Raw genomic sequence first — 18,299 nt, 5'->3', positions numbered from 1 at the left:
ACCCATTACCACTACGACATGCGGGTTTGACTTACATGAAAAAACAGATCTCGTTCATCGCACCGGGACAGACGGCCAAAGCACTTATCCTCGTCTATCTGACGTTCTCTGTACCGATCGTGCTGCTCGGCGTGCTCGTCGCGTTCGTGCGCTACGGTTCTGTCGAACTGAGCACTGTGTTCAGCGCGCTGCTGTTGAATGCGATTCTTGGCTTCATCCTGCTGTGGATCGCATGCCACGCATACAACTGGGTTGCGTCGCGATTCGGCGGCATTGAGATCCAGTTGACCGACGCACCGGAAGAAGCCTGATGCGTGCCCCGCTCCGCGCCACTGCCGCCGCGCTGGCGGACGCGGCAGGCGCGGACTGCTGACGCGCACGCGCCGCGCCAGCGTTACTGCTTACTGCTCGTCGGGATCGACCCCCGGCAACGCACCGCCTATCAGACCATTCGCCTCCTCTCCGGGCAGCGCCTCGACATCGCGCAGTTTGCGATTCATCACGCGGGTGCGCGTCTCGGCAGCCTCAATAGAACGCGTGACTGTTTCGAGTTGCGCTTTGGTCTTTGCCAGCACGTCGCCGAACTTGCCGAACTCGGTCTTAACCGCGCCGAGCACTTGCCACACCTCACTCGAGCGCCGCTCGATGGCAAGCGTGCGAAAACCCATCTGCAAACTGTTGAGCAACGCGGTTAGCGTAGTGGGGCCGGCAATCGTCACGCGGTAATCGCGTTGCAGCAGATCCGACAAACCTGGCCGACGCAGCACTTCCGCGTAGAGACCCTCGGTGGGCAGGTACAGCAGCGCGAAATCGGTGGTGTGCGGCGGCGACACGTATTTTTCGGCGATGGCGCGTGCCTCCGCGCGAATCCTCGCTTCCAGCGCGCGCGAAGCGTCTTCCACTGCGGCGGGGTCGGCCCGTTCCTGCGCGTCGATGAGCCGCTCGTAGTCTTCGCGTGGAAACTTGGCGTCGATGGGCAGCCATACCGGAGTGGCCGCACCGCCCGCCTCCACCCGTCCAGGCAGGCGGATAGCGAACTCGACGCGATCCGCGCTCTTCGGCACGGTGGCCACGTTCTTTGCGTATTGGTCGGCGGTGAGCAGTTGTTCAAGCAGCGCTTCGAGCTGCACTTCGCCCCAGGTGCCGCGCGTTTTCACGTTCGTCAGCACCTTCTTCAGATCGCCGACGCCGGCCGCGAGCGTTTGCATTTCGCCCAAGCCGCGATGTACCTGTTCGAGGCGGTCCGACACGAGCTTAAACGACTCGCCAAGGCGTTGTTCGAGCGTGGCGTGCAGTTTTTCGTCGACGGTACGGCGCATTTCATCCAGCTTGCTGGCATTGTTCGCCTCGATGTCCTTGAGCCGCTGTTCGATGGTCGCGCGAACCTCGGCAAAGCGGCGATCGTTTACCTCCGTGAGTTGCCCGAGCTGCAGGCTGAGGGTATCGCCGAACTGCTTGAGTGAGCGTCCCTGTTCGTCACGCGCCTGCTGCGCCTGCTGCTGAAGGCTGTGACGCACCGCGTCCAGTTGCTGCGCGAATCCGTCGATCTTGCCGCCCTGCACAGTCGTCATGCTGCTGAATTGCGCGGCCAGCGTTTGCTGGAAATGCGCGAAGCCGCTGCTCTGCTCTGTACGCGACACGCGCGCGGTCTCAGTGATGTCATTGCGCAACTGCCGCTCGAGGCGCTCATAGGCATGCGCCTGCGCGTCGGCCGCGGTGTCGATGCGATCGCTCAGCATTTCGAACTGCTCGTGCTCATTAGTGCGACCGTGGACTCGCATCAGCAAGACCACGGTAAGCACGAGCGCGACCGCCAGCACTGCGACGGCCGCGACAAGAATCATCGTCATGCACGCGCCCGGCCGATAACTTCGGCATTGATCGGATTGCGTGGCCGACCGGCGCGCGGACCTTCGCCAAGGCCGGCAATCAGATTGTCCGCGGCGAGATTGGCCATTGCACGGCGCGTGGCCTCGGTTGCGCTCGCAATATGCGGCGTCAACACGATGTTCGGCACGCTCAGCAAATCGGGATTGAGGTTCGGCTCGCCCTCGAAGACGTCGAGGCCGGCGGCGGCGATCTGCCCGGAGCGCAGCGCCTCGACGAGCGCTGCGTCGTCGACGATGCCGCCGCGCGCGATATTGGTCAGCGTCGCGCTCGGCTTCATCAGCGCGAGTTCGGCAGCGCCGATCGTGTGATGGTTCTCCTTCGTATAGGGCAGCACGAGGACCACATGATCGGCGCGCCGCAGTAGATCCTGCTTCGTCACATATTCGGCATTCAGCTCGGCTTCGATCTCGTTCGCGACCCGGGAGCGGTTGTGATAAATGACCTGCATGTTGAAGCCCTTCGCGCGCCGTGCGAGCGCCTGGCCGATCCGCCCCATGCCGATCACGCCCAGCGTGGAGCCGTGGATATCGCCACCGAGAAAGCCGTCGTACGCCCACTTCTGCCATTTGCCGGCGCGCAGCCAGTGCTCCGATTCCGCGATGCGCCGAGCCGCAGCCATCATCAGCGCCCAGCCGAAGTCCGCGGTCGACTCGTTCAACACGTCCGGCGTATTCGTGCCGAGCACGTTGGCTGCGTTGAACGCCGCCATGTCGAAGTTGTTGTAACCCACCGCCATATTCGACACCACGCGAAGGCGCGGCGCGGCCGCGAGAACCTCCGCGCCGACAGGATCGCCCGCGGTCAGTGCGCCGTCCTTGTCAACGAGACGGCGCTTCAGTTCTTCCGCGGACAGCACGTCGCCCTGGTTCCAGTCGACGTCGAAATACTGTTTGAGCCGTTCGATCACATCGGGAAAGATCGGACGGGCGACAAGGATCTTCTGCATTGCAATTCTCCGTATAGCGTGTCGAGTTCGACGGCCTCGGCTTCAGACTCAGTGTCAGAAAAACAGCCAACCGGTGACAAGAAAAAGCGGCAGCAACACCACGCCCGACCACACCAGATAAGCGAAAAAGCTTGGCATGCGAACACCGCGCGACTCTGCAATCGCCTTTACCATGAAGTTGGGCGCATTGCCGATATAACTGTTCGCGCCCATGAACACCGCGCCCGCCGAAATTGCCGCGAGCGTGGTGGCGCCGGTTGTCATGAGCGACGCAGCATCGCCGCCGGCCAGGTTGAAAAACACCAGGTACGTCGGCGCGTTGTCCAGAAACGAAGATAGCAGGCCCGTCGCCCAGAAGTACATCGCGTCGTGCGGCCGTCCCGCGGAATCGTTCACCAGGTGAACCACCCCGGCAAACGCACCGGCTTCGCCCGCGCGCAGTATTGTGATGACGGGTGCAATCGTCACGAAGATGCCCGCAAACAACTTGGCCACCTCTTCGATCGGCGCCCAGTTGAAGTCGTTGCCCTCGCGAGCCGCACGCGGCGTTAGTGCGAGCGAAAGCAACATGACGACGACGAGCGCGACATCGCGTATGGCGTTCTGCAAATCTACATGGGTCCCGAGCACATCGAAACTGACGCCGGGTTTCCACAGCCCGCTCATCAGAACGAGCCCGACAACCGCGCCAAGTAACAGGAAATTCAGCTTGCCGTCGATGCCGAGCGGCGAGTCGGGCGTGGGGTCAAAAAAACGCGAGCGCTCTTCTTCACGCTGATGGAAATAGTGCGAGTCGAGGAAATAGAACGCTGTTAGGAGCACACCGCAAACGAACAACATGGGCAGCGCAAGATGCGTGGTGGTCCAGAAAAAGTCGACGCCCTGCAGGAAGCCCAGGAAGAGCGGTGGGTCGCCCAGCGGCGACAGCGAGCCGCCCGCATTCGCGACCAGAAAGATAAAGAATACGACCACGTGCACCACGTGTCGGCGATTGTCATTCGCGCGCAGCAACGGACGGATGAGGAGCATCGCCGCGCCAGTCGTGCCCATCACGCTCGCGAGCAACGTGCCGAGCGCGAGAATCGTTGTGTTCAGGCGCGGCGTGCCGTGCAGATTGCCCCGCACGCAGATGCCGCCCGCAACCGTGTACAGCGCGATCAGCAACACGATGAACGGAATGTATTCTTCGAGCAACGCATGCACTAGCGTGCCTAACGCGATGCCCCAGCCGAATGTAAACGCGAACGGTACGAGAAAGACCAGCGCCCACGCCGCCGCGATCTTGCCAAAATGGTGATGCCAGAATGTCGGTGCGACGAGAGGAAAGAGGGCAATGGAGAGCAGCATGCCCGCGAACGGCAATCCCCAGAGCGCGGACAGCGATGCGCCTTTCAGTGTGGCGGCGCAGGCCAGTTGGGGCCAGCTCGTCAGCGTCAGTGCAGCCACGAGCACTATGCACGTCGGCACGGCACGTCTAGTCATACGCTGGAGGTCCTTCTTTGTTGAAATGACTTGAATACCGCGTTACGCACGCGTGAGGACAAGCGTGGTTTTCACTCAGGCGCCGAGTACGACAATCACATGCACGCGATATGGCCCATGCGCGCCGAGCACGATGGTCTGCTCGATATCCCCGGTGCGCGAAGGCCCGGAGATGAAGTTGACCGCACGCGGAAGCTCGCCCCGCTCACTGCGGATCAATGCGAACGCTTCTTCGTGTCCCGCCACGATGCGCGAAGCCGGCACGATCGCAATATGCGTTTCCGGCAGCAGACCGGCTGACGCATAAGTGTCCGGGCCGGACAGCAACACGAGCGAGCCCGTTTCGGCAGTTGCACAGAAGCAGCCGGTCAGGCCCACTACGTCGCCGTCTTTCGGCTTGCGAAATTCGACCGTGAGGCCCGCGTCGTTCCAGCGCAGATCCTGCAGCGTGCCCCAGACAATGGCTTGCAACGGCAACGCGTGATCTGCGAGATAGCGATACACCGCGGTTGGCACGTCGCTGAGCGACGCTACCGTGTCGACGGTGGTCGCCATTTTCTGCGCTTCTTCAATGAACCGCCCGGTCAGGTCCGCAGGCATATCCGGGCGCGGGCCAGACGGATGGCGCGCCAGATAGTCCGCCGCTGCTTCCCGCTCGGACGGGGACGGCTCCAGTTCCCGGCCTTGCGCCGCGCGGATGCGCGCCAAAATGTTGCGGCGGGCAATCGATGTGTCCATATGCGAAAGTCCTCGTGTCGATAGCCGTGCGATATGTCGGAATTATACCGGCCACCCTCCACGCGAACACCCTGGCCGAACGGCATAGGAACACTTCAGACGCGCGGAAACACGCGTGCGCAAGCCGTTAATTCGCCGACTCTTCCTCGGGCTGCGCGATGCCGAAGACTTGCCGCAGATACGCGAGATACGCCTTGTCCTCGCACATGTTCTTGCCCGGCGAATCGGACAGCTTCGCCACGGGCTGCCCGTTGCAGCGAACCATCTTGATCACGATCTGCAGCGGGTTGTAGCCGAGGTCGTTGGTCAGATTCGTGCCCACGCCGAATGCGAGCTTGCAGCGTCCACGGAAGCGCTCGTAGAGCTGCAGCACCTTGGGAATATCGAGCGCGTCGGAGAACACCAGAATCTTCGTGCGTGGATCGCAACGGTTCGCCTCGTAGTGCTGGAGCAGGCGCTCGCCCCAATCGAACGGGTCGCCCGAATCGTGGCGCGCGCCGTCGAACAGCTTGCAGAAGTACATGTCGAAGTCGCGCAGAAACGCCTGCATGCCATAGACATCCGACAGTGCAATGCCAAGGTCGCCGCGATATTCCTTCGCCCACATTTCGAAGCCGAAAATCTGCGAATCGCGCAGCCGCGGGCCGAGCGCCTGGCACGCCTGCAGATACTCGTGCGCCATGGTGCCGAGCGGCGTCAGACTGTGCTTCATTGCGTAAAACACGTTGCTCGTGCCGGCGAACTGCTCGCCAAGGCCGTCTTTCAGCGTGAGGATCACTTCTTCGTGCCATTGCTTCGAAAAGCGGCGACGCGTGCCGTAGTCGGCAATCTTGCAGTCGGCAAATTCCGGCCGCGCGCCCAGAAGTTTCATCTTGTCGACCAGGCGCCCACGGCCTTCGCTGTAGTCCGGTTCCTGCTGCGTATTGCGGAAGTAGACCTCGTTGACGATTGCGAGCATCGGGATCTCGAACAGGATCGTGTGCAGCCACGGGCCTTTGATCTCAATGTCGATCTCGCCGTTGTTCTTCGGCGACGGCTCGATCGAAATGTACTTCTCGTTCAGATGAAAGAGCGCGAGGAACTCGATGAAGTCGCCCTTAATGAAGCGCATGCGCCGGAGGTAGTCGAGTTCCTCGTCGGTGAAGCGCAACTGGCAGAGCTTGCGCACTTCGTCACGTATCTCGCCGATGTAAGGCACGAGGTCGACGTTCGGCGTGCGGCAACGGAAGCGGTACTCGACGTTGGCCGCGGGGAAGTGATGCAGAACCACCTGCATCATCGTGAACTTGTACAGATCGGTGTCGAGCAGCGAAGTAATAATCATGATGGTGCGAACTGGACCGCAGGAGGTACGGAAGGCCTGACTCGACCCATGCATAGGGGCGCCTCGTGCGCCGGCTTGACGCATGTTACCCGAATGCGCCGTCATTCAGGCGCCCAGCGGCCCGCCCTCGCGCCGCTGAGCGCGAACCCGTTACTCTTTGTGCACGCAATAAACTAATCACGAAAACATATAAAAGGCGTTGTGCGATGCTGCATGCGCCTCTTGACGTTACGTTACAATACCGCTTTTGGCGTTTGCGCCTTCCCTGATTCCGCATGCAGGAGCTGCCTGAATGACTCACGTTGTGACCGAAAGCTGCATCAAGTGCCGCTATACCGACTGCGTCGATGTGTGCCCGGTGGACTGCTTTCGCGAAGGTCCCAACTTCCTCGCGATCGACCCCGATGAATGCATCGACTGCGCAGTGTGCGTGGCCGAGTGCCCGGTGAACGCCATTTATGCCGAAGAAGACGTGCCGGGCGACCAGCAGAACTTCATCGAGTTGAATGCTGATCTCGCCAAGAACTGGCCAAGCATCACCAAGACCAAGGCGCCGCTGCCGGAAGCCGACGAGTTCAAGGACGTCAAGGAAAAGCTCGCCCTGCTCGCGCGCTGAGCGTTTGAGAGCCCGTCATTCGTCCTGGCAGTTCGGATCAAATTGAGATGAACACAAGGTATTGACAGGCGCCAACGCTGCTTCTACAATTTCGCTTCTCTGCTGTTGTTTTTCTGTTCCTCGATAGCTCAGTCGGTAGAGCGCCGGACTGTTAATCCGTAGGTCCCTGGTTCGAGCCCAGGTCGAGGAGCCAAGAATTGCAAAAGCCCGTTAACCAAGACGGGCTTTTTTATGTAGATCAAGTTGTACTGCTGTTCCTCGATAGCTCAGTCGGTAGAGCGCCGGACTGTTAATCCGTAGGTCCCTGGTTCGAGCCCAGGTCGAGGAGCCAAAATTTAAAGGCCCGCATCCGTGCGGGCCTTTTTGTTTTTGGTCTCCTTCAGTTTCGGTCTTCCTTCAGGGCGAGCGCCTCATTTGCGATCGGCGCGTCGTTCTCCACTCATCATCATTCACGGCGGTTTTTCCAAGGCTCGTCTGCCGAGCCGTTGCCGAACGTCCGGCAATCTTCCGGCGGTATACGATGACAGCTTTGCGGCGCGCACCGCGCCTCCAACGCTTCCTGCTCAATCCGGCCATCTCATGAAAATCACCACGTTGCATATCGCGCTCGCAGTCGCCGCCACCGTCGCCGTGCCTGTCGCGCACGGCGAAGAAGTCGGCAGCGTCAATACGAACTTTCACATCACCGGTTCCGACCGGGTTGTCGTCGAGGCCTACGACGATCCTCTCGTTCAAGGCGTGACCTGTTATGTGTCGCGTGCACGCACGGGTGGCGTGAAGGGCACGCTCGGCATCGCGGAAGATCCCACGGAGGCGTCGATCGCCTGCCGTCAGGTCGGTGCAATTCATTTCACCGGTCCGGTGAAACAGCAAGCCGATGTGTTTTCGGTGAGCATGTCGCTAATCTTCAAGGCGTTGCATGTGGTACGCGTGGTCGACACAAAGCGCAACGCGCTCGTGTATCTGACCTACAGCGACCGGGTCGTCAGCGGTAGCGCGAAAAACAGCGTGAGCGCCGTGCCGATGCCGGCCGGCACCACCATCCCTGTGAAGTGACCAACCGCGGGTCAATGCGAGCGACGTCCTACGAAAAAGCGCACGCTGTGCGCCGCCGAACCAGGCACGCCGTCATGCCCGCAGCCGTCGCGCCGCGCTAAACTGACTGGCCGTGCGAGAGCCATGCAATGACCGCCGTCCATCGTTTCCAGAATTCAGCCCGTTACTGGCGCACACCGATTCTGCCCGGTGCGGACCTGCTCACGGCTGAATATCACGACCACGAGTTCGCACCGCACTGGCACGATGCGTACACGATTCCCGTGATCGTCGCGGGCGCCGAAGGCTATCGGTATCGCGGTTCGGACTATGTCGCCGAAGCCGGAGGCGTGCCGATCATCAATCCGGGCGAACTCCACACCGGTTCGAAGGCAGTCGAAGCAGGCTGGCGCTATCGCGTAATGTACGCGCCGGTGCAGTTCATCCACGAACTCGCTGATCAGATCGCCGGCAAACCGCAGCCTTTGCCGTGGTTCGCGCCCGGCGTGATTCACGATCCCGACCTTGCCGCGCGGCTCGCGAACGCGCACTGCATGCTGGAAGCGGGCAGCGACGCGCTGGCAGCCGAAGCCGCAATGCTCGACGCGCTGTCCACGCTGCTCGTGCGCTATTCGCAGACGCTGCCCGAACCTTCGCGCGTGGCCGCCGACGACACTCGCGTCGCCGTCATGAAAGAACGCCTGGCAGGCGACCTGCTCGAACCGGTCACGCTCGCCGACGTAGCGCAGGCGGCCGGACTTTCGCCATTCCACGCCGCGCGCCTTTTCAACCGCGCGACAGGTCTGCCGCCCCACGCCTGGCGCAATCAGGTGCGCCTGCAACGCGCGCTTGCGCCGTTGCGGGCAGGCGTCCCGGTAACAGACGTGGCGGCCGCCAGCGGCTTTACCGATCAAAGCCATTTCACGCGGCACTTTCGGCGCATGTTCGGCGTGCCGCCCGGACGCTGGCAGGGACAGTGATCGTCCGCAAGAACGTACAAGCCCGGTTCTCCCTGCCCCGTTATGCTTCCCGACTCAAAGGAGGCAAGTTTTGACCCACTCAGTCCGTTTAAAGGAAGTCACCACGGGCGCGCGCGACATCATCCCGATGATGGTCGGCTCGGCGCCTTTCGGCGTCATTTTCGGCACGCTCGTCGCGTCCGGGCCGCTGCATCTGTGGCACGGCCAGTTGATGTCGCTCATCGTTTTCGCGGGCTCCGCGCAATTTATCGCGCTTGGGCTGATCGCGGGCCACGCGAGCTTCGCGGTGATCTGGGCCACCACGCTCGTGGTCAATCTGCGGCATGTTCTGTATAGCGCGACACTCGCGCCGCACGTCGCGCATCTTCCGGCGCGCTGGCGCTGGGCCCTCGGTGCGCTGCTCACGGACGAAGTATTCGCAGTCGCGTGGGAGCACTATCGGAACCGCGAGCCGGGCACCGTCGGCCCGCACTACTTCTTCGGCGCCGGTCTCGCGATGTATCTGAACTGGCAGCTGTGGACAGTCGCCGGCCTGCTGTTCGGCGCTGCCCTCCCCGGACTTCAATCGCTCGGACTCGACTTTGCGATGGTCGCCACTTTCATTGCGATCGTCGTACCGCAGCTCACCGCGTTGCGCTACATCGCGGCCGCGGTCACCGCGGGCACGCTGGCCTTCTTCTGGCAAGCGTGGCCATACAAGCTCGGACTGCTCGCCGCCGTCTTCGCGGGCGTCGTGGTCGGCGTACTGCTTTCCACGTCGGGCTTCGGATTGCGGCGTGCGCGCCGCTCGGCGGAGGGATCGCGATGAACTACGTCGTTTTGATACTCGGCATGGCGCTCATCACGTGGGTGATCCGTGCCGCCGTCTTCGTGCTTGGCGACCGGCTGGTATTTCCGCCTCTGGTGCGCACGGCGCTTGGCTTCGTGCCGGTCACCGTGCTGACGGCGATCATCGTGCCGATGGCCGTCTCGCCGCATGGCGCCGACACCGGTGCCGAGCTGACGTGGCGCAATCCGCAACTGGTCGGCGCACTGGCCGCTGTGCTCGTGAGCGCGCTGACGCGGCGGCCGCTCGTAACCATCGCCGTGGGCCTCACGGTATTTTTCGTCTGGCAAGGCGTGGTGCTGCGATAACGCGCGTGCGGTCCGACACGTAAGGGCTCACTCACACGGAAGCCGCCGGTGGCGGGGCTTCCGCGTTCCCCGTCGGCTCCAGACGAGAGCCGCAAAACCGTCCAGGCAGCGCTGCAATGCCGGCCTCTTATCCGACAAAACCCTTAAGTTTCCCGTCGATCCGCCGATATGCAGTCGAGGTCCGCTCGTCGGGATACGTCCCGCCAGACGCGGCAACAGGCAGGAATCAAACGCGCAGCCATTGCACGTCCAGTCTTCCGGGTCCGCTTGCGACCGGACGAATACGACGAGGCCGCGCGGCAGGACCAAACGGGATAGACACATGGGTCAAATTACCCTCACGCTCAAAGACGAGACCATTGCGACGCTGCGCAAGGATTTCGATGCATTTCTGCGCGTATCGCTGAAGCTCGATCCGCAGTTCGCGACGCCTTCGTTCGAGGACTTTTTGCGAGCCAAGCTGCTCGACAACATGGTGCCGCTGACCGAACACGCCGTACAGCGGATGTTGCAGGGCGGCCAGTATGCATGGGCCAAACGCACGCTGGACAAGGAGTTTCCTGACGTCGTCGCGATTCTGATGCGGCAGGCCGGCGAATTCGGTTTCGGCTTTGCAGCGCGCTCGGAGTGGACGCCGGAAGAGTTGGCCAAGCAATGTCGCGACTGGGCGGCGGCGATCGTCAAGGAAGCCGAAGGCGACGCCGTTCTGGTCGACCCGCTCTCGGCGCAGATCAAGGGCGCGGTGCAGGATATTCAGGCGCTCGAGGAAGTCATGCAGACGCCGGCATGGCGGCTCGTGGAATCGCTGCGTCAGCGCGTTTATGAAGCGAAGGTGGCGTGCGAAACGAGCGTGGGCAGCACCGCCCGCGAAAAGCTGGGCGAACTGCGCGGCCTGCTGCGGCTCGGCATTTCGCACGGCTCGTTCCAGAAGCAGGAAGCGCAACAGATCATGGAATATCTGCGCCTGCTGAAGCCGGAGATCTTCGTCGAGGAACCGTACGACGTGTTTTCGCGAATGGCGGCGTGGCTGCGCAACTTCTTCGTGCCGCCGCGTCCCGCCCCGCAACAGCAGCAACGGCAGTCGCGCTAGCTCTGCCCAGCGTCTGCCCAGCAGCAGCTAGCATGCTAAGCACGCTGGCTGCTACCGAAAGCGATCCAGGGAGACTCCGGCGAAGCCTCCCGTGCAGCTACAGCAGCCCGCGCGGCACCGCCCGCCTCACCCACCTGAGCGCCGCTCAGTCCCACATCTTCCTGAGCCTTGCTCCGATTTCGATCTTTGCCTGCGCCGCCGCGGCAAGCCCCGCGGCCGTCGGCGCACTGGGCACCGGCACGCGCGGCCATGCGTACGCGTCGAACAAAGGCATCAGGTGCGCCGGGATAAAGCGTGTGCGCGACGCCCACACGTGACGATCGCCCATATGCGTCTGGTTGTGCACGTAGAAGCGCTGCGGCACGACGATATGCAGGTCTTCCTTTGCGCGCGTCATCGCCACGTAGAGCAGGCGGCGTTCTTCGTCGATTTCCTCTTCGCTGCCGGTACCCAGATCGGACGGAATGCAGCCGTCGACCCCGTTCAGCACGAACACGTTGCGCCATTCCTGTCCCTTTGCCGAATGGATGGTGGACAGGATCAGATAGTCTTCGTCGATGAGCGGCACGCCCGATTCGTCGCTCGTGGCATCGGGCGGATCGAGCGTCAGTTCCGTCAGAAAGCGCTCACGCGACGCATACGTGCCCGCAATGCTTTCCATCTGCAACACGTCGGCATGACGGATTGCGGCGTCTTCATGATTGCGCTCCAGATGCGGCTCGTACCAGCGCCTCACCATCTCGAACTCCGCAGGCCATGGCGTCTGCCGCCCATACACACTCGACATCAGCCTGACGAAGGGATGCCAGTCCTCCTGCGCGCGAGGCGGGGGCGCGAACGCGGCGAGCGTTCCGCCCGCGGTGTCCGCGGGATTGCCCACGCCGGCGCGCGCGACGATTTCGTCGAGCACTCTCGCGGCCGTGGCCGGCCCCACGCCGGGCAATAGCTGTACGACGCGAAAACCGGCCACACGGTCGCGCGGATTCTCGGCCCAACGAAGCACCGCCAGTACGTCCTTGACGTGCACGGAATCGAGGAACTTCAGGCCGCCGAACTTCACGAACGGAATGTTGCGCCGCGTGAGTTCGATCTCGAGCGCCGCGCTGTGATGCGCGGCGCGAAACAGCACCGCCTGCGACTTCAGTGTCATGCCCTGCTCGCGCGCCTCGAGCACCTGCTCGACGATGTAACGCGCCTGGTCGGCCTCGTCCGCGACGGTGACGAGCCGGGGCCGCTGCGCCGACGCCTTGTCGGTCCACAGGTTCTTCGTATAGCGCTCGCTGGCCAGTTCGATCACCGCGTTCGACGCGGCAAGAATCGGCTCGGTCGAGCGGTAATTGCGTTCGAGCGTGACCTGAACCGCGGGCGGATCGAAATGCGCCGGGAAATCGAGAATATTGCGCACGGTAGCGCCGCGAAACGAATAGATCGACTGTGCGTCGTCGCCGACCACGGTCAGGCCGCGTCCGTCCGGCTTCAGCGCGAGGAGAATCGACGCCTGCAGCCGGTTGGTGTCCTGATATTCGTCGACCAGCACGTGATCGAAGCGCGCCGACAGATCTGCGGCAATCGCCGGCTCCGCGGCCATATGCGACCAGTAAAGCAGCAGGTCGTCGTAATCGAGTACGCTCTGCTTCTGCTTCGCGTCGACGTAGGCAGCAAACAGCATGCGCAGATCGGCTTCCCACTCGCGGCACCACGGGAACGCGCTCTCCAGCACCTGCCCGAGCGACGCGCCGGTGTTCACGACGCGCGAGTAAATCGCGAAACAGGTTCCCTTAGCCGGAAAACGCCGTTCTTTCGCGGACAGACCCAGTTCGTGCCGCACCAGATTCATCAGGTCGGCGGAATCCTCACGGTCGTTGATCGTAAAGGCCGGTGCAAGACCGATGAGTTCTGCGTATTCGCGCAGAAGCCGCGCGCCGACGCTATGGAACGTGCCCGCCCATGTCAGCCCTTGCGCGAGCGCGGCGCGCGTGCCGAGCGCCGTCGTGGCGATGCGTGTGACGCGGCGTGTCATTTCCAGCGCCGCGCGACGCGAAAACGTCAGTAGCAGGATTCTGCGCGGATCGGCGCCCTTCACCATCAGATTGGCCACACGGTGCGCAAGCGTGCTGGTCTTGCCGGAGCCCGCGCCCGCAATGACCAGCAAGGCGCCCGACGTTGAATGAGGCGCGTCGGTGCCGAATTCGACGGCCTCGCGCTGCGCGTCGTTCAGCTTCGTAAGCCAGGCGGCGGTATCGGACGGCGACGGCGTTTCGGCGACGGAAAGCACGGTGTTTTAAGGGCGTTGGATGGATCGGGAACGGCGACGCATACTGTATATCCATACAACCCGCGCGCACAAGCGCCCTTTTTTAGCGTGGCTGCTGCGCAGTCACGCGCACGCCGCGCCGCACGCTTACAAGCCGCCCAAAACAAACGGCCCGTCTGCATTCCGCAAACGGGCCGTTTCGTTGAGCAGGTCGCACCTGCCCATCAGGAAGCAGGAACCTACTGCTTCTTCGCGTCCTTCAGAGTGGCCTCGGCGTGCGCCTTGTCGGCGTCGGCTTGGGCTTCGGTCTTTTCCTTGTCGGCCTTGGCTTGCGCGACAGCCGCCTTCTTGTCTGCCTTGGCTTGCTGCTTCGCCGCCTTCTGATCGGCGTGCGTGACCGGCGCCGCGGCCGGATCGCTTGCCTGCGCGAATGCGGCCGACGACAGGCAGCCCGCGATCAACAGTGCGCAAAGCCGCGCGGTCGGGGATTTTGCGGAATTAGTAAATCGAGTGTTGCTCATGCGATTCCTCCTTAACAGTCTCATCAGGTCGAGTCGGGTTCGACACCGCGGGCTAACTTAAGCCCGCGACTCCCCTGCAATTAGTGCTTAACTTCGCCGCCGTCGGTCTGAGCGCCCGCCTGGCTTTGCAGGTTCATCTTCATTTCGTTGTCAGCGGCCTGCTTGTCCGCTTTCTTGTTGATCTTCGCGTCGCGCACCTGCTCCTTGTATTCGGACTTGGCAGCCTTCTGCTGTTCCTTCAGCTCGGCCTTCGACGCCTTCTTCGACGCGCGGTACTCCGCGTTAGCCTTCGCGTTGGCTTCGCGCTTTTGCACGAGCGGATCGGGCGAGCCCGAGGCCGTCAGGCGGGTCGGTGCCGGGGTTACCGGCTGCACGCCTTGAGCGGCGGGAGCGGCCGGCGCGACGTCGGCGCCGGGCGTTTGAACCTGTACCTGGGTATTCATGCCCGCAGCCGGTTGAACGGGCTGCGTGGTCTGCGCCACAGCTGCCGTGGCGGCGAATGCGGTCAGGGCGGTACCGATCAGGAGCGTACGAATCTGGGTCATGGCAAATTCCTCTCTAGAGTTGTTGTGGCCGGGTCGAACCGTCCCGCATCGCGCTGCGGCGCGCTGGACGACCTCCCGGTCTGCTCATAGCCGAACTAGATCCGGCAAGCTTTCCTGCTGAGATGCACTTTACGAGTGAAGTCCCGTCGTGACGACCGGTGTTACGCAACGTTTCACTTTCCGACAAACGGATAACATCTGCTTGCATTTGCTTGCGATGCGTTCGCGAAACACTGCGCGAGACAACGCGATTTCTTAGGGGCAAGCTTGTGCTTTATGATGCGAACCCCTTGCCTGAAGGTGCAAAGCCCATGCCCAATCTCGATTTCACGCTTACCGGCGACTACGTCGAACTTCACAATCTGCTGAAGATCACGGGGCTCGCGGACAGCGGCGGCTCGGCGAAAATGATGGTGGCGGACGGCGCCGTCACGGTGGACGGCCGCGTCGAAACGCGTAAAACGTGCAAGATCCGCGCGGGACAGGTGGTGCTGCTCGGCGACACGCGAATCGCGGTCCACGAAGCCTGACGGCTCCCGCTCGCGCTCGAACCACGAGATTCCGCAGGAAAGTCGCGCACCAGAAATGTGCTTCATCCATCGACTTTGCAGCGGTCACGCAATAAGCTGTCGGTTTCGCTAGACGAACGGCCCCGCTGACATCGCCGACTGTGGGCTCGCCGGGAAACCGTGGCGAGCCGCCTTGATCGGCGTCATCACGAGGCTCGTGAGCGGCCATGCGACCGCGAGCCTGCGCGTCTCCTGTAGAGCGCGCTTCCGTTGCCTTCGGTGCTTCCAGGGCCCGGCGCCAGCGGTCACGGCGGCGTCATTCCGTCAACTTTCACACGCTCCATGACTCAATCCGGCCTTACCCGGGTGGCCACCCGTCCGCCGACCTTGTCCCGCCACGCCGCCGACACCGCGCGGCTCGCCGCGCCACTCGCCATCGCGCAGCTGTCGCAAATGGCGATGGGCGTCACCGACACGATCCTGCTCGGCTCTCTCGGACCGGACGCGCTCGCGGCCGGCGGTCTGGGCGCCAATCTGTTCTTCGTGGTCGTGACGCTGCTGCAGGGCGTGCTGACGTCGGTCAGCGTGAGCGTTTCGCATGCGCGCGGCGCGCAGGACGAAAGCCGCGTGCCGCACATCTACTGGACCGGTTTTGTGTTGTCGGTGTTGCTGTCGGTGCCGGCGTTCGCCTTGCTGTCGTTCGCGACGCCCATCCTGCTTGCGTTCGGCGAACCGGCGCTGCTCGCGCATAACGTCGGCGAATACGCGGCGGTGCTGCGCTGGGGCGCGCTGGGCAGTCTGATCGGCGTCGGTCTGATGCGCTCGTTCCTGCCGGCGATCGGCGCGGCGCGGCGGCTGCTGTGGGTGTCGCTGGTCAGCGTCGGCGTGAACGGCTTTCTCAACTACGGGCTGATTCACGGCGCCTACGGGCTGCCGCGGCTCGGCTTCCTCGGCTCGGCCGCCGCGACGTCCATCACCGTCTGGCTGACCGCGCTCGTGCTGATGGCGCTCTTGCACCTGCGGCCGCGCTATCGCCATTTCGTGGTTGCCACGCGCCCCAATGTCCCGCTGATGGGCGAACTGTTCGGTATCGGCTGGCCGGTGGCGATCACCTACGGCGTCGAATCGACGCTCTTCCTCGCGACCGGCCTGATGGTCGGGCTGCTTGGCGAGTCGCAACTGGCCGCACATCAGATCGCGCTGAACGTCGCGTCAGTGGCATTCATGGTGCCGCTCGCGATCGGCCAGGCGGCCAATGTGAGAGTCGGCTTCTGGTCCGGCGCCGGGCAGCCGCTCGCCGCGCGACACGCGGGCTTCGTCGCGCTGGCACTCGGCGTCGGCTTCATGACGTTGTCGGGAATCGTGCTGATCGCCGCGCCGCATTGGATCGTCGGCCTCTATCTGCACCTGGACGACCCGGCCAATGCGGCGACGGTCACGCTCGCAAGTTCGCTCCTCGGCGTGGCCGCGATTTTTCAGATTGTCGACGGCATGCAAACGGTCGGATCAGGTTGTCTGCGTGGTCTGAAAGACACGCGAATACCAATGATCGCCGCGGCATTCGGCTACTGGGTGATCGGTTTTCCGACCGGCTATACGCTCGCCTTTCATGCCGGGCTGGGTGCTCGAGGTTTATGGTGGGGACTCGCGGCCGGCCTCGCGAGCGTCGCGCTGCTCATGACGCTGCGCTTTCACAAGCTAAGCTTGCGGCGCGTGCCGGTCGCGGCGGATGCGCCGCCTGCCGCATCGGTTTGAAGGCGGGTAACCGACTTGCCGTTTCAGGTACACGCGTGCTGCGTGACAGGTCCGCTTGGGTACGCGAAATCCGCTAGGGCCCGGCGGGCGGTCTTGCCGCAAAAGGGACAATGGCACAGCAAACAACGTCCCGGCAAACCCGTTGTACGCGCAACCATAGAGCCAGCAAGCCGCCGCCCACAACGTTAAAATGCATGACTTCTTCGGTGCGTGTCGCGAACCCGCGTCCATCCACCGGAGTTCCGCTTGCGCGCCTCACAAAGGACCGCGCCGCCGGCAGGTCCACCATCCGCTGACAACCTGCCGTTCTCTTGCGACACAACTGCAGCAACCGCGACATACGACGCGGCACGCTCACATGCACTCGCTGCAGTCCGTGAAGCGCCGGGCCCGGCAGAGCGTCGCCGCCTTCAGCGCTGCACTCGCTTGCGAACGACCAACCCCCGCTTCTCGCCATAAAACATAACCAAGGACCTTGCCCCATGCTTGCCCGCATCACCCGTCTTTTTCCCGTTTGGGCCGTGCTCATCTCGGTTGCAGCGTATTTCTCGCCGGCTTCGTTTACCGGCATCGCGCCGCACGTCACCACGCTTCTGACCATCATCATGCTGGCGATGGGCGTCACGCTGTCCGTCGCGGACTTCCAGCGCGTCTTTACACGGCCGGCGCCGGTGATCGCAGGCATCGTGCTGCATTACCTCGTGATGCCGCTCGCCGCCTGGGTCATCGCGAAAGCCTTGCGCATGCCACCCGATCTAACCGCCGGCATGGTGCTGGTGGGCAGCGTGGCAAGCGGCACGGCGTCGAACGTGATGATCTATCTGGCGCGCGGCGACGTCGCGCTGTCGGTGACGATCAGTGCGTTGTCCACGCTCGTCGGTGTCTTTGCGACGCCGCTTCTCACGCGCCTTTACGTGGATGCGTCGATCGCCGTCGACGTCCACGGCATGTTGATGAGCATCCTGCAAATCGTCGCGCTGCCGATCGTGGTCGGCCTCGTGGTGAATCACCTGTTCGGCAAGACGGTTCGCAAGGTCGAGCCAGTGCTGCCGCTGGTCTCGATGGTAGCGATCCTGCTGATCATCGGCGCGGTGGTGGGCGGCACGCAGAAGAGCATTGCGTCCGTCGGCCTCGTGGTGATGCTCGGGGTGGTGCTGCATAACGGCATCGGCCTTCTCGGCGGCTATTGGGGCGGCCGTCTGCTAGGTTTCGACGAAGCCGTTTGCCGCACGCTTGCGATTGAAGTCGGCATGCAGAACTCGGGCCTTGCCGCGACGCTCGGCAAGCTTTACTTCACGCCAATTGCCGCGTTGCCCGGCGCGCTGTTCTCGGTCTGGCACAACCTGTCGGGATCGCTGCTCGCGGGCTATTGGGCAGGGCGTCCGGCGAAGGGCTCGACCTATGCCGAAGGCGAACGCAGGCTCAACACCGAACGCGTCTGACGGCTTCGAACCACCGCTCATCGCGGTCCCGCTTGCCG

18 protein-coding genes and 2 tRNA genes are annotated in these 18,299 nt (G+C 63.1%); 12 read left to right on the top strand and 8 right to left on the bottom strand.

Translation table 11 applies throughout. The features are described from left to right. The first annotated feature begins 35 nt into the window (after positions 1–35). Positions 36–311: a hypothetical protein gene (locus BCA01S_RS07985; protein ID WP_006053283.1), complete on the top strand. Its 276-nt coding sequence runs from the start codon at positions 36–38 to the stop codon at positions 309–311. 90 nt (positions 312–401) lie between these two features. Here BCA01S_RS07985 and BCA01S_RS07980 read toward each other — a convergent pair whose 3' ends face one another. From BCA01S_RS07980 to pncB, 5 genes are all read right to left on the bottom strand, one after another. Further along, entirely contained in the window at positions 402–1,850 is a 1,449-nt protein-coding gene (locus BCA01S_RS07980) for a DNA recombination protein RmuC (protein ID WP_027776469.1), read from the bottom strand. Next, on the bottom strand, positions 1,847–2,836 hold the full coding sequence (locus BCA01S_RS07975) for a 2-hydroxyacid dehydrogenase (RefSeq protein WP_027776468.1): 990 nt from the start codon (positions 2,834–2,836) through the stop codon (positions 1,847–1,849). The genes BCA01S_RS07980 and BCA01S_RS07975 overlap by 4 nt, the downstream gene beginning before the upstream one ends. Before the next feature lie 54 nt (positions 2,837–2,890). Beyond that, positions 2,891–4,318, bottom strand: coding sequence for a sodium:proton antiporter (locus BCA01S_RS07970; protein ID WP_027776467.1), 1,428 nt, complete (start codon positions 4,316–4,318; stop codon positions 2,891–2,893). A 75-nt stretch (positions 4,319–4,393) separates the two neighbouring features. Next, the gene (locus BCA01S_RS07965) at positions 4,394–5,056 is read right to left on the bottom strand and encodes a LutC/YkgG family protein (RefSeq protein WP_027776466.1); all 663 of its coding nucleotides are present in this window, start codon (positions 5,054–5,056) and stop codon (positions 4,394–4,396) included. A 127-nt stretch (positions 5,057–5,183) separates the two neighbouring features. After that, a complete protein-coding gene (gene pncB, locus BCA01S_RS07960) occupies positions 5,184–6,380 on the bottom strand; it encodes a nicotinate phosphoribosyltransferase (protein WP_020069368.1) in 1,197 nt (398 codons plus the stop codon). Positions 6,381–6,672: 292 nt separating this feature from the next. On the opposite strand from pncB, the gene fdxA reads away from it, so the two are divergent. From fdxA to BCA01S_RS07920, 8 genes are all read left to right on the top strand, one after another. Beyond that, a complete protein-coding gene (fdxA, locus tag BCA01S_RS07955; RefSeq protein ID WP_020069367.1) occupies positions 6,673–6,996 on the top strand; it encodes a ferredoxin FdxA in 324 nt (107 codons plus the stop codon). A gap of 117 nt (positions 6,997–7,113) precedes the next feature. Continuing rightward, positions 7,114–7,189: transfer RNA gene (locus BCA01S_RS07950), tRNA-Asn, on the top strand. A 62-nt stretch (positions 7,190–7,251) separates the two neighbouring features. Continuing rightward, positions 7,252–7,327 (top strand) — tRNA-Asn (locus BCA01S_RS07945). A 248-nt stretch (positions 7,328–7,575) separates the two neighbouring features. Then, positions 7,576–8,052: a CreA family protein gene (locus tag BCA01S_RS07940; protein WP_027776465.1), complete on the top strand. Its 477-nt coding sequence runs from the start codon at positions 7,576–7,578 to the stop codon at positions 8,050–8,052. A 128-nt stretch (positions 8,053–8,180) separates the two neighbouring features. Continuing rightward, a complete protein-coding gene (locus BCA01S_RS07935; RefSeq protein WP_027776464.1) occupies positions 8,181–9,011 on the top strand; it encodes a helix-turn-helix transcriptional regulator in 831 nt (276 codons plus the stop codon). 127 nt (positions 9,012–9,138) lie between these two features. After that, positions 9,139–9,819, top strand: a complete 681-nt coding sequence (locus tag BCA01S_RS07930) for an AzlC family ABC transporter permease (RefSeq protein WP_244145977.1) — start codon at positions 9,139–9,141, stop codon at positions 9,817–9,819. Further along, positions 9,816–10,145, top strand: coding sequence for an AzlD domain-containing protein (locus BCA01S_RS07925; RefSeq protein ID WP_027776462.1), 330 nt, complete (start codon positions 9,816–9,818; stop codon positions 10,143–10,145). Before BCA01S_RS07930 ends, BCA01S_RS07925 begins: the two co-directional genes overlap by 4 nt. A gap of 322 nt (positions 10,146–10,467) precedes the next feature. Further along, positions 10,468–11,235 carry a DUF4088 family protein gene (locus BCA01S_RS07920; protein ID WP_027776461.1) on the top strand — a complete coding sequence of 256 codons (768 nt, stop codon included), beginning with the start codon at positions 10,468–10,470 and terminating at the stop codon, positions 11,233–11,235. Between the two features lie 145 nt (positions 11,236–11,380). Here the strand turns inward: BCA01S_RS07920 and BCA01S_RS07915 are convergent, their stop codons facing one another. The 3 genes from BCA01S_RS07915 to BCA01S_RS07905 all read right to left on the bottom strand — a co-directional run bounded on the left by BCA01S_RS07915 (position 11,381) and on the right by BCA01S_RS07905 (position 14,555). Then, on the bottom strand, positions 11,381–13,510 hold the full coding sequence (locus BCA01S_RS07915; protein ID WP_027776460.1) for an ATP-dependent helicase: 2,130 nt from the start codon (positions 13,508–13,510) through the stop codon (positions 11,381–11,383). Between the two features lie 218 nt (positions 13,511–13,728). Further along, positions 13,729–14,010 (bottom strand): hypothetical protein, encoded by a 282-nt coding sequence (locus tag BCA01S_RS07910; protein ID WP_020069359.1) that lies wholly within the window; start codon positions 14,008–14,010, stop codon positions 13,729–13,731. A gap of 80 nt (positions 14,011–14,090) precedes the next feature. Further along, positions 14,091–14,555: a hypothetical protein gene (locus BCA01S_RS07905; protein ID WP_027776459.1), complete on the bottom strand. Its 465-nt coding sequence runs from the start codon at positions 14,553–14,555 to the stop codon at positions 14,091–14,093. 311 nt (positions 14,556–14,866) lie between these two features. Here BCA01S_RS07905 and BCA01S_RS07900 point away from each other — a divergent pair, with 311 nt between their 5' ends. The 3 genes from BCA01S_RS07900 (at position 14,867) to panS (ending at position 18,261) form a co-directional block, all read left to right on the top strand. Then, positions 14,867–15,085, top strand: a complete 219-nt coding sequence (locus tag BCA01S_RS07900; protein WP_011489423.1) for an RNA-binding S4 domain-containing protein — start codon at positions 14,867–14,869, stop codon at positions 15,083–15,085. A gap of 321 nt (positions 15,086–15,406) precedes the next feature. Then, positions 15,407–16,819: an MATE family efflux transporter gene (locus tag BCA01S_RS07895; RefSeq protein ID WP_027776458.1), complete on the top strand. Its 1,413-nt coding sequence runs from the start codon at positions 15,407–15,409 to the stop codon at positions 16,817–16,819. A gap of 482 nt (positions 16,820–17,301) precedes the next feature. Then, positions 17,302–18,261, top strand: coding sequence for a ketopantoate/pantoate/pantothenate transporter PanS (gene panS, locus BCA01S_RS07890; protein ID WP_027776457.1), 960 nt, complete (start codon positions 17,302–17,304; stop codon positions 18,259–18,261). The last annotated feature ends 38 nt before the right edge of the window (positions 18,262–18,299 follow it).

It is taken from the genome of Paraburkholderia caledonica NBRC 102488, from assembly GCF_000685095.1.
In the GTDB taxonomy this organism is placed as follows: Bacteria; Pseudomonadota; Gammaproteobacteria; order Burkholderiales; family Burkholderiaceae; genus Paraburkholderia; species Paraburkholderia caledonica.
The sequence above is the reverse complement of the archived record's forward strand: the minus strand, read 5'-3'. Positions and strand labels throughout refer to the sequence as shown.

Excerpts from the sequence above, each read along its gene's own strand:
- BCA01S_RS07940 (WP_027776465.1), top strand. The coding sequence starts at position 7,576 with ATGAAAATCACCACGTTGCATATCGCGCTCGCAGTCGCCGCCACCGTC.
- BCA01S_RS07965 (WP_027776466.1), bottom strand. The coding sequence starts at position 5,056 with ATGGACACATCGATTGCCCGCCGCAACATTTTGGCGCGCATCCGCGCG.
- panS (WP_027776457.1), top strand. The coding sequence starts at position 17,302 with ATGCTTGCCCGCATCACCCGTCTTTTTCCCGTTTGGGCCGTGCTCATC.
- fdxA (WP_020069367.1), top strand. The coding sequence starts at position 6,673 with ATGACTCACGTTGTGACCGAAAGCTGCATCAAGTGCCGCTATACCGAC.
- BCA01S_RS07920 (WP_027776461.1), top strand. The coding sequence starts at position 10,468 with ATGGGTCAAATTACCCTCACGCTCAAAGACGAGACCATTGCGACGCTG.
- BCA01S_RS07975 (WP_027776468.1), bottom strand. The coding sequence starts at position 2,836 with ATGCAGAAGATCCTTGTCGCCCGTCCGATCTTTCCCGATGTGATCGAA.
- pncB (WP_020069368.1), bottom strand. The coding sequence starts at position 6,380 with ATGATTATTACTTCGCTGCTCGACACCGATCTGTACAAGTTCACGATG.
- BCA01S_RS07935 (WP_027776464.1), top strand. The coding sequence starts at position 8,181 with ATGACCGCCGTCCATCGTTTCCAGAATTCAGCCCGTTACTGGCGCACA.
- BCA01S_RS07980 (WP_027776469.1), bottom strand. The coding sequence starts at position 1,850 with ATGACGATGATTCTTGTCGCGGCCGTCGCAGTGCTGGCGGTCGCGCTC.
- BCA01S_RS07895 (WP_027776458.1), top strand. The coding sequence starts at position 15,407 with ATGACTCAATCCGGCCTTACCCGGGTGGCCACCCGTCCGCCGACCTTG.
- BCA01S_RS07930 (WP_244145977.1), top strand. The coding sequence starts at position 9,139 with ATGATGGTCGGCTCGGCGCCTTTCGGCGTCATTTTCGGCACGCTCGTC.
- BCA01S_RS07985 (WP_006053283.1), top strand. The coding sequence starts at position 36 with ATGAAAAAACAGATCTCGTTCATCGCACCGGGACAGACGGCCAAAGCA.
- BCA01S_RS07905 (WP_027776459.1), bottom strand. The coding sequence starts at position 14,555 with ATGACCCAGATTCGTACGCTCCTGATCGGTACCGCCCTGACCGCATTC.
- BCA01S_RS07900 (WP_011489423.1), top strand. The coding sequence starts at position 14,867 with ATGCCCAATCTCGATTTCACGCTTACCGGCGACTACGTCGAACTTCAC.
- BCA01S_RS07910 (WP_020069359.1), bottom strand. The coding sequence starts at position 14,010 with ATGAGCAACACTCGATTTACTAATTCCGCAAAATCCCCGACCGCGCGG.
- BCA01S_RS07970 (WP_027776467.1), bottom strand. The coding sequence starts at position 4,318 with ATGACTAGACGTGCCGTGCCGACGTGCATAGTGCTCGTGGCTGCACTG.
- BCA01S_RS07925 (WP_027776462.1), top strand. The coding sequence starts at position 9,816 with ATGAACTACGTCGTTTTGATACTCGGCATGGCGCTCATCACGTGGGTG.